The following is a 7,551-nucleotide window of genomic DNA, read 5'->3' as shown; positions in this document are numbered from 1 at the left end:
AGGCGTTCGATGATGGTGGCGCTGGTGAGCCGCTCGGCGCCGTCGAAGACCGTGCGCAGGTCGGCCAGGAGGCGGATGCCGACGGAGCCCTTGTCATTGGCCTTGGCGGCGTTGACCAGTTCGAGGCAGGCGGCGCGGGCGCGGGCGGGCCAGTGCCCGCCGGCGGCGTCGGCAACGGCGAGCAGGGGCTCCCACACGTCGGCGGGCCGGTCGGTGACGCCGTCGGGCATCTCGGGCCAGGCACCCTCGATCCGCTCGCGGATGGTGTCGGCCCAGGCGGCGAGGCGGTCGCGCAGGGCGTGACCCTCGGCTTCGTTGGTCCGCTGGCGGAACGGCTCGACGCTCTCGTTGGGGGCACGGCGGCGCATCCGGATGACAACCGAGCGGCTCATGATGGTGTCGGGCAGGTCACCGAGGCCGGCGAGGGCGAGGGCGGCGTAGACGGGGAACTTCTGGACCTGGTGGTTCTCCCCGTCACGGACGCTGCGGAAGATGCCGCCGGTTCGGCGGTAGCCGGCGTTGATGAGGCCGCGCAGTTCCTCGTTGCCGCCGGCGGCGGCCCCGAAGACGGTGTCGATCTCGTCGAAGAGGATGGTGGGGCGGCTGGCCTCGGCGGACACGGAGCGGAACAGGGCGCTCGGGCTGATGTCGACGGTGGTCATCGGACGCGGGGCGAGCGTCTCGATGATCTCCAGCGCGCGGGTCTTGCCGCTGCCGGGCTCCGGGGAGAGGAACGCGAGCCGGGGGGTGGCCTCGAAGGCGTCCATGAGGTGTGTGTGCGCCCCCCACAGGACCACGGCGACGTAGGCGGCTTCGCTGGGGAAGACGTTGAAGCGGCGGTGATGGGCCTCGACGGCGTCGAGCAGGGCCGCGCCGTCCTCGGCGTTGGTGGTGACGGGCGGGGTGGGATCGGTCATGCTGGCCTCTCCGGTTCTGTGTGGAGCTGGACGGGAGCGGCCGCCGGTCTTTGCGAGAGGGGCGGCCGCTTCGACGTGCTCGGGCGGGTCAGGTCAGGTGGGCGCCGGCGGCGGTGAAGCCCCGGGTGACGGCGCGGGTGGCGTAGTCGTGTGGGACGCCGACGGAGGCGGCGGCGTCGATCAGGTCCCGGGCGATGGTGTCGAGGCCGCAGGGGCCAGGGCACTGGGTGTGCTGGGCGGCGAGGAAGCGGGCGACGCCGAATGTCTGGGAACCGGCGCCGCTCTCGTGGTGCTCGCAGATGAGGGCCACGCCCCGGGCCAGGCCGGTGCGGACGTAGCGCTCGGTGTGGCGGCAGCCGTGGTCCGTGGTCCGGGACCACCCGCCGCCGGGGGTAGAAGACACCACCCCCGCGCTGTCCGGGGCGGGGGTGGTCTCTTCCTTGGTTGCGAGGGCGCGGACGGCGTCGGGCAGGTCGGTCATGGTGCCGATGCCGGGGCCGAGCCAGCGGGCATACGCGGCGTGGGACTTGATGTCCGTGCCTGGCCGGACGTGGTTGGCGGACTGCATGACGCCCAGGTAGATCCAGTGCTCTCCGCGGGTGGTGGGCACGGTGCGGGTTCGCGGCAGCGAGCTGCGGGCCCAGGTGACGGCGTCGGGGGTGTCGAGGTCGAGGACGGTGAGCCCGGCCCCGCCCGGGTGGTAAGCCAGGGCGGCGGCCTCCCGCCAGTGCGCCGCCCAGGCGGGGCTGAGCAGGATGCCGGGGTTGGTGGTGGCGGCGGCCCAGGCGTGACACGGAGCCGGGCATGCGCACGGTCCCGGGGTCTTCATGTTCGGTCGTCCGCCGCAGGCGTTGTGCTGGCAGCGCCGGCAGTTCCCGAGCGGGAGTTTCCCGGCCCGGAGCATGAGGACCGGGACACCTCGTCGGGCGAGCGCGAGAGCGTTGGCGAGGACAGCGGGCATGTCATTCTGTGCGGTCATCAGAGTCCTTCCAGGGGCCGCCGGCCGACCCGTTTCGGGGCGGCCGGCGGAAGGGCTGGTCAGAAGAGGCCGTCGGGGCCGTCGGCCGCGGCGGCGGCCTCAAGGGCCTTGTGGGCGTTGCGGCGGGTGGCGTCGTGGCAGGCCGGGCACCATGCGGCGAGGGCCTGCTTGGGCAGGGCGGTGATGCGGTGCGGGGGCAGGAGCAGGCCGTTCGGGTCGGCGGGTGCGGCCAGGAGCCGGGCGGCGCCGGTGCCGTGGCGGGGGCCGTAGCCGCCGTGGACGGTCTTGCAGCGGCCGCCGTCCTTGTCGTGGCTGGTGCCGCAGGTGCCGCGGCACTGGCAGCGGCCGGCGGCGGCCGCCATGACGGCCTGCCACAGGCCGGTGTCGGCGAGCGGCGGGACCCGGTTCACGCGGCCACCTCCCCGGCCGCGGGCGCGGTGGCGCGGTCCAGGAGCAGGTGGAGGGCGGCGGCGGCCTGGTCGGGCAGGACGCCGTTGCCCAGGGCCTTGAGCCGGGCGGTGCGGGACAGGCTGGGGACGGCGGTGACGTGCCCGGCGGGCAGGCCCATCATCCACTCGACGAAGACGGGGTTCAGACGCCCGGCAGGGTCGGTCGGTCCGGGTGCGGGGCGGCCGAGGACCGTCTCCCACCGGCGGACGGCCGGGGCGTAGGGTCCCCAGTCCGTTCGGACGGTAGGGCCCCGATCAGCGTGGGGTTGCCCCGGGCGAACGTCGGGCTGGTCCGATCGCCGTCGGCGGCGGTCGGGGTCGGCAGTAGGGAGACGGTGTGTCGCAGGTTCATCCCGCCCTGGCCGGTGTGCCCGGTCCCGGTCGCCTCCGAGACGGTCGGGGTGGGCAGCAGCTCGACCACCGCCGGCAGGCCGTCCCCGAAGCCCCGACCACGCGAGTCGCGGGCCCTGGGGGTGGGAAGGCCAGGCGAGGACGAAGACGCGGGTGCGCTGGTGGGCGGCGCCGACGTCGGACGCGCGCACGCTCGTCCATTCCGCATCGAACCCGAGGCCGGCCAGGTCTCCCAGAACGGCGCCGAGAGCGAGAAGAGCGAGGGGCCGTCCGGTCGCGTCGTCCAGATCCTGCGCTCCGGGTCCCATTCCAGCGTCTCCGCGGTCGGCCTTCGCCGAGAGGAGCCCTTGGACATTTTCGATCACCACCAGGGAGGGACGCAGTTCACGGACGGCGCGGGCGACCTCGACCCACAGGCCGGAGGCGGCGCCGGGGACGATCCCGGCGCGGGTGCTGGCCAGGCTGACGCTCTGGCAGGGGAAACCGGCGGTCACCACGTCCACCGGGGCGGCCTCGTGCCAGTCGACGGTGGCGATGTCACCGAGGTTGGGCACGTGCGGGTGGTGGTGGGCTAGGATCGCGGTGGCGCCGGGGTCGGGGTCGGCCACCCACGCCAACTCACCGCCCAGCACCCGCTGCACGGCCATGTCGAGGCCGCCGTAGCCGGTGCACAGCGACCCGATCACTGGACCGTTCACCGGGCACCCCCGGCGAGGCTGTAGACCAGCGGGGTGAGGTGCTGGTTCGCGTACTCGGTGAGGGCCGCGACCACGGCCTTGGCCTCGCGGGTGAGCGTGCGCCCGGACCGGGCAGCGGTCGGGCGGATCAGGATGTCGTCGGGGATCGGCAGGAGCACGGTGGCGGCGACCAGCACGGCCGGGCGGTCGGTGCGCTCCGGGCCGGCCAGGCACGCCCATTGCTGGCCGGCGTGCGTCCACGAGTCGAGCTGCCAGTCCAGCGGGCGTCCGGCGGGGCGGTTCGCGAGCGCGGCGTGCCGCAGGCCGACCTTCGCGCAGAACTGCGCGCCGCCGTGGTGGTCGCGGTACACGTCGAGCGGATAGATGTCGGGCCGCACAGCCGCGTAACCCGGCGACATCACCGGCGCGGTTGCCGTCTGCCACGCGGCTACCGCGAACTCCACCGGGCGGAGCGGCTCGCCGTCGTCGTGGAAGTCGTCGGCGTGCTGGGCGAGGTAGGCACCGTAGCGGGAGCGGCCGTCGCTCGCGCGCTCCTGGTCGGTGGTGTCGTCGATGACGACGAGCGCGGAGGGGTTGTACTGGGGCATGCTGGAGTCCTGGTCTCTTGAAGGGGATCGGATGGCCCCGCAGCAGCCGCTTCTCTGCCAAGATCGGGCGGCTGCTGCGGGGTTTTGTGCTGTCCGGGTGTGGTGGGGCTAGAAGGGCGGCTCGGTGGGGCCGTCGGCCGGGGCGGCGTTCCAGCCGCCGTTGGGTGCGGGCGGGGTGGCGGTGGACCACTGGTCGGCGGGCCGCGCGGGCGCGTTGCCGGTGCGCTGGGCCTTGGTGACCTTGGCGGTGGCGAACCGCAGCGAGGGGCCGATGTCCTCGACGTCGAGGCCGAGCATGGAGCGGTTCTCGCCCTCGGGGGTCTGCCAGTTGTGCTGGACGAGACGGCCGGTGACGACCACGCGCATGCCCTTGGTGAGGGACTCGGCGGTGTGCTCGGCGATCTCGCGCCAGGCGGTGGCGCGCAGGAAGAGCGCGGTGCCGTCCTTCCACTGCCCGGTCTGCTTGTCGTAGGCGCGGGGGGTGGAGGCGATGGTGAAGCGGGCCATCGCCACCCCGGCCGGGGTGAACCGGAGTTCGGGGTCGTCGGTCAGGTTGCCGACGACGGTGATCGGGGTCTCTCCCACGGACACGGGTGCCTCCAGAAGGCGTTGGGGTGGTCCGGGAGCGGGGCCTGCCCGGTCCCCCGCACCGCCCGGGCCCCGCCGCCGGGTGCGGCGTGGTCCGGGTGGCACGGCCGGTCGGGCAGGCCGGTCAGCGGTTGCGGTTGGTGACGTTGACGCTCACGTTCACGGCGCCCTGCCCGCCGCGGCCGCCGCCCCCATGGGTGGTCTTCAGGAGCCAGACCACGGCGAGGCCGGCGGTGACGAAGCCGAGCGCGGTGGTCGCGGCGGCGAGTGCCTGGGCGAGGAAGCCGATCCCGATTCCGGCGCCGCCGATGCCGACGCCGCCGGCCACCAGGCGGGCGGGCCACGGGTCCCGGGCCGGCACGGCGGGAGCCTGCGGCAGCTTGGCGGGGTGGTACGGCGCCGGGGCGGCGTGCTGGGCGGGCACGGGCAGAGCCGCGGCGGGGTGGTAGTGCGCGGGCGGGGCGGTGACCGGGGTCGGGGTGGCGTAGTAGGGGGTGCCGTCCGGGGTGTAGAGCACCGGGGCGGCGAACGGCTGCGGGGCGTGCGGGGTGTGGTGCACGGTGCTCTCCTGTCGGCGGGGTGGTGGTCGGGGCGTGGTGGGGTCAGTGGCCGGAGACGAGCCGGACGAGCGAGGCGAGGAAGTCGTTGACGGGTCCGGCGACGCCGGTGGAGGCGGCGGTGAAGCCGGACAGCCAGAGCACGGCGGCGGTGGGCAGGGTCACGCGCCGGCCCCGGATGAGGACGGCGGAGATGATCGCGAACAGAATGGTGGTGCTGAGCGCAACGATCACGGCGGGGCTCTTTCCGGTCAGCGGGAAGGTGGTGCGGGGGCCTGCCCGGACACGGTCCGGGCCGGGGTGGTGTGCCTGTCGTGCGACCTGTCGCCTGTCCTGTCGCGTGCCTGTCCTGTCGCCTGTCGTCCGCAGGTCAGAGGGGGGATACAGGCCACGCGACAGGCGGACGCCCCCTGTTGCGGCAGGGGGCGACAGGCGACAGGACAGGCCGCTCTCAGCCCTCGGTGGGGGGCTGGGGAAGGTGCTGGCGGTGGACGTAGCGGGTCTTGCTGCCCTCGCCGACGCGGACCGCCTCGCCGCTCTCGGCCCAGGTCTTGAGCCATCCGGCGATGGCCTGTCGGCGGGTCCCGAATTGGGGGTGGAGGATCTTCTCCATGGCGGACGCTCCGGTGCCCTCGGGGCCGGCGTCGAGCAGCAGTTGGAGCGCGGCTTCCTTCGCGTCGGGCGTCTCGGGCGTGATGGTCTCGCGGCCGGTGGTCCAGGTGGAGGGGTTCGACCAGTCGACGCCGGGCGGGGTGGGGTCGGGCTTGACGGCGTCGGGCAGGAGCCAGATGGATTCGAGGTCGTCGGGGTCGACGGCCGGGGTGGTGGCAGGCTGGTCCCAGTGGGCGGTGGCCTTCCACCCGCCGACGGCGGCCTCACCCCGACTCGCCCCACCCGCCGAACCGACGGCGGGCGAGGGTGTAGCCGCGGCCGCGACGGGCGCGGTGTCGGCGCTGGCCCACAGGTGGCCGCAGCGCTCGATCAGCCAGCGATCGGTGTAGTCGGCGCCGGCGGCCTCCAGCGACGGGGCGTCCAGGCCCGGGCGGCGGTGGGAGGTGAGCGCGCTGATCTCCTCGATCTGGTCGGGCGTGATGCGCCACTGCCGGCCCTTGGCGGGCTGCTTGCCCTCGGTGCCGGCCAACACCGACCCCGGCCCCGAGAACGAGTCCTCGGCCCGCAGGGCCCGCCAGCCGAAGAGGTGGCCCAGCTCGGAGTCCTCCAGGGCGCCGGTGGCGAGGCGGTTGGAGGCCATCTTGCGCACGAGCGGATCGGGCATGACGTCCTGGGTGACGCGCAGGACGGAGATGACGGCGCGGATTGCCATGGCGCGGGCGATGCGGACGACCTCGGAGACGCCGGCGAGGACGGCGCGGGCCTCGCGGGTGGCGGCGGCCTCGGCGCCCTCGTCCATGACGATGACGATCTCCGGCACTGCCGGGGAGACTGGCAGCTTGTCGTCGTTGGCGTCGCGCATGGCGTCCTGGTAGGCGGCCTTGCGGCGCTTCGCGATGCGGACGGCGGCGGCGAGCATGCGCTTGGCCTCCTCCGGGGTGGAGGCCACCCAGTCCACGCCCGGCACCGGGATGGTGGCGTCGGCCCAGCGGGAGCCGGAACGGCCGAGCTGGGCGTCGCGCCAGGCGTTGAGCCAGGGCAGGCCGATGCTCCCGCCGTTGAGGTCGATCACCCACACGAGCACGTCGTTCGTCTGGTTCAGACGGGCGATCAGGGTGTGGAGCCAGTTCGTCTTGCCGGTCCCGGTGGGGCCGGTGACGATCGTTGACGCCTGCCGCAGGTCCATCTCCGCCCGCGCCCCGTCGGACAGCAGGGCGAGGGGGATCGGGTTGTTGACGGTGGTGGTCTCCGCCATCTCGCCCATGGGGAAGGGGAGTTCCTCGCCGGTGAGGTTCCGGGTGGTGACCTGGATGAGCACGCGGCGCCGGGAGATGCCGGGCATGGTCTGGAGGCCGCAGCCGTCGGGGAGGTCGAGGTCGGAGCCGAGGGCCTCGGTGCGGTCGGTGATGGCCCGCCGGGTGGTGCCGCCCTCGGGAAGCTCGATCTCCAGGGTGTAGCCGGCGCCGGACGGCCAGTGCTCGATGCCGAGCACGGTGACGTCGACGTGGCAGACACGCTTGATGCGGTCGGTCCATTCGGCGGCGAGCTGGCGGCGGGCGCCGATCAGCAGCAGGTGGTGGCGCTTGGCCTGCTCGACCTCCTCGTGGGCGGCGAACGCGACGCTCAGGGTGCCGGCGGCGATCCCGGCGACGGCCAGCGACCCGATCTCGGGCCACTGCCAGGGGCCGCCGTGGGCGAGGGCCCAGGACGACCAGCCGCCGGCCGTCATCCAGCACGCGCCCCTGAACGCCAGCGTCGCGCCGGTCAGACGCTTGCGCAGGCCGGCGCCGAGGGTGCCGAGCGCCCCGGCGGC

The 7,551-nt window shown here is 74.3% G+C and carries 9 protein-coding genes and 1 pseudogene; all 10 read right to left on the bottom strand.

The features are described 5' to 3' along the window. The coding region (locus ACFC1F_RS42005) for a DUF3631 domain-containing protein (RefSeq protein ID WP_376166930.1) at positions 1 to 917 on the bottom strand (917 nt) is incomplete at its 3' end. Positions 918 to 1,005: 88 nt separating this feature from the next. Next, a complete protein-coding gene (locus ACFC1F_RS42000) occupies positions 1,006 to 1,896 on the bottom strand; it encodes a bifunctional DNA primase/polymerase (protein WP_376166928.1) in 891 nt (296 codons plus the stop codon). Positions 1,897 to 1,955: 59 nt separating this feature from the next. Then, positions 1,956 to 2,306: a hypothetical protein gene (locus ACFC1F_RS41995; RefSeq protein WP_376166926.1), complete on the bottom strand. Its 351-nt coding sequence runs from the start codon at positions 2,304 to 2,306 to the stop codon at positions 1,956 to 1,958. Then, positions 2,303 to 2,467, bottom strand: a complete 165-nt coding sequence (locus ACFC1F_RS41990) for a hypothetical protein (RefSeq protein ID WP_376166932.1) — start codon at positions 2,465 to 2,467, stop codon at positions 2,303 to 2,305. Before ACFC1F_RS41990 ends, ACFC1F_RS41995 begins: the two co-directional genes overlap by 4 nt. Before the next feature lie 423 nt (positions 2,468 to 2,890). Beyond that, a pseudogene (locus tag ACFC1F_RS41985) lies at positions 2,891 to 3,343 on the bottom strand (DNA cytosine methyltransferase); the annotation flags it as partial. 47 nt (positions 3,344 to 3,390) lie between these two features. Next, positions 3,391 to 3,981: a hypothetical protein gene (locus ACFC1F_RS41980; protein WP_376166924.1), complete on the bottom strand. Its 591-nt coding sequence runs from the start codon at positions 3,979 to 3,981 to the stop codon at positions 3,391 to 3,393. Between the two features lie 108 nt (positions 3,982 to 4,089). After that, positions 4,090 to 4,572 (bottom strand): single-stranded DNA-binding protein, encoded by a 483-nt coding sequence (locus ACFC1F_RS41975; protein ID WP_376166922.1) that lies wholly within the window; start codon positions 4,570 to 4,572, stop codon positions 4,090 to 4,092. 121 nt (positions 4,573 to 4,693) lie between these two features. Next, positions 4,694 to 5,128, bottom strand: coding sequence for a hypothetical protein (locus ACFC1F_RS41970; RefSeq protein WP_376166920.1), 435 nt, complete (start codon positions 5,126 to 5,128; stop codon positions 4,694 to 4,696). Between the two features lie 43 nt (positions 5,129 to 5,171). After that, positions 5,172 to 5,360, bottom strand: a complete 189-nt coding sequence (locus ACFC1F_RS41965; protein WP_376166918.1) for a hypothetical protein — start codon at positions 5,358 to 5,360, stop codon at positions 5,172 to 5,174. A 217-nt stretch (positions 5,361 to 5,577) separates the two neighbouring features. After that, on the bottom strand, positions 5,578 to 7,551 hold a 1,974-nt coding region (locus ACFC1F_RS41960; protein WP_376166916.1), incomplete at its 5' end, for a hypothetical protein.

Origin of the sequence: Kitasatospora sp. NPDC056181 (assembly GCF_042266225.1) — a bacterium.
In the GTDB taxonomy this organism is placed as follows: domain Bacteria; phylum Actinomycetota; class Actinomycetes; order Streptomycetales; family Streptomycetaceae; genus Kitasatospora.
Note: the sequence above shows the minus strand (reverse complement) of the source record. Positions and strands in the feature narration are given on the sequence as shown.